We start from the raw sequence: 2,018 nt of genomic DNA, 5'->3' as shown, positions 1-2,018 counted from the left end.
TTTAATTACGGCAATGATCTGATGCTCAGTAAAACGGGCTTTACGCATAGCGATCTCCTTTGTTGGCAGATTGATTATGCCGGAGGATCTCTAAATGTGAATGGCACGATTATGCGGGATACTTACACGATCATTTCGGCCGAAGAATGAGAAACTATATACATAATGAATAATATTAGTAGAACTGTGTTTGCAATCTGACCCGCCAGAAAAAGACGCCAGCGAAAACAATGCCATTTCCTGTTGAACACAATCCGTCCATCCCGTTCTTCGAGCCAGTTACGCCACGGCTTGAGATAACCAGCCCGCAACCCATAACGATCACACATTATTACAGCCAAATCCTGCAGCCGATAATTATACAAGCCTGTGAGCCGATAAAGGCTGCGCTGACGAAGCTCACGCTTTGCCAGACGGACCGCATTTTTATTCAAATATGGCTGTGTCAGCATTTGCTCTAGCCGGCGCTTCCTAAGATTAAGTAGTCCACGAAATACGCTTCCAGATTCAGCATTAATTACTCTGTGACGAACTACACCGAGTACAATATAGATACACAGCAATAGCCAGCCGGTCTTAGGGTATTGATTCATCCATTGTATAATTACAGACAACTCAGGCACTCTTATTTTTCCTTTTATGCAATCCAGATAAAACCAGTAAAGATTCAGTAAATTTTAGCGGCTAAAATTGCTCTCCTGGCGTAGATAAAAGAAGCATATCCATTTAACATACTGATTGTTAACTACTTACTAGTCCATTCATCAATCATATTCGCCCAATCTTGTAGCATCTCAGCCCTCTGCTCACGATATTCAGCCTTGTTATAAACAGCTCGTACCCCCTTTTGTTCATGGGCAAGGCACTTCTCAATCCAGTCAGTATTGTACCCGGTCTCATGTAGCAAGGTGCTGGCAGTACGCCGTAAGTCATGGGGACCAAACTTAGGCAACAACTCCCCTTCTTTCTGAGCCAGACGATACGTCAGTGTCAAAACCCGGTTTAAAGTAGCGCTACTCATTGGCGCATCGGAATCGTACCGCGAAGGAAGGATAAAATCAGAGCTACCGGCAAAGGTTTTGAGAGCAATCATAATATCCATTGCCTGTCTGGAAAGAAAAACCAAATGTGGATTACGTCGTTTCATCCTCTCCTTTGGTATCGTCCATAATGCCTCACTAAAATTGATCTCGTTCCAGGTTGCGTTAGTAAGCTCACTTTTACGTACCATCGTTAACAGCAATAGTTTAACCGATGCTCTGATTGATGGCGTCGTTCCTACCCGTTCCATGTACCGATACATCAGACCAATTTCAACTGGCGTCAATGCCCTGTCACGAGGCTCAAATTTCGCTATGCTTGCAGGCCGTACCAGATCAGCGGGATTCTCAACCTTCTGACCGCGCTCAATAGCCCAGCGATAGACTTGCAATACAATCTCTCTGGCGTGCACAGCTGTCGCCGGTGCCCCTCTCTCGACAATGTTATCGGTTAATGCGCGTAAGTCTTCATGTGTAATCTCGGTCAATTTCTGCTGCGCAAATTTTGACTTCAACTCCCTTTGATATACCGAACGCCGCATATCACGCGTCGATTCAGCCATTTGATAACCGCGTAACCATTTCTCAGCCCACGCACCAAAAGTCTCCGCATCTTTGATACGCGCTTTATCTCTGGCTTTTTCCCTCGCAGGCGATCTTCCACTGGCAACCATTTTTTTGGCTTCATTGAGCCGTTCACGAGCTTCTGCAAGCGTGATTCCTCCCACACCATAGCGGCCAAAAGTAACGGTCTCCTGTCTTCCGTTTATTGAATAGTTATAACGAAATGAGATCGTTCCAGCCGGAGTGACCGCAACATACAGACCATCACGGTCATTAACTTTATAGAGTTTCTCCTTCGGCTTAAGGTGACGCAGCCTGGTGTCAGTCAACATGGTTTATTGTTTTCCTTTATCAAAAAATACCATGTTGTAAAAAATTCAGAAAAGTTATTTAACTATCTGTTTTTAATTAAGT

The 2,018-nt window shown here is 44.5% G+C and carries 1 protein-coding gene; it reads right to left on the bottom strand.

The window, feature by feature from the left end:
* Positions 1–745 precede the first annotated feature (745 nt).
* A complete protein-coding gene (locus tag NNN64_RS22735) occupies positions 746–1,936 on the bottom strand; it encodes a tyrosine-type recombinase/integrase (RefSeq protein ID WP_271442871.1) in 1,191 nt (396 codons plus the stop codon).
* Positions 1,937–2,018 lie beyond the last annotated feature (82 nt).

This window comes from Citrobacter sp. Igbk 14 (genome assembly GCF_028069825.1).
Taxonomy (GTDB): Bacteria; Pseudomonadota; Gammaproteobacteria; order Enterobacterales; family Enterobacteriaceae; genus Citrobacter.
Note: the sequence above shows the minus strand (reverse complement) of the source record. Positions and strands in the feature narration are given on the sequence as shown.

What these genes read in the sequence shown, in the direction of transcription:
- NNN64_RS22735 (WP_271442871.1), bottom strand. Translation starts at nt 1,936, where the DNA reads ATGTTGACTGACACCAGGCTGCGTCACCTTAAGCCGAAGGAGAAACTC.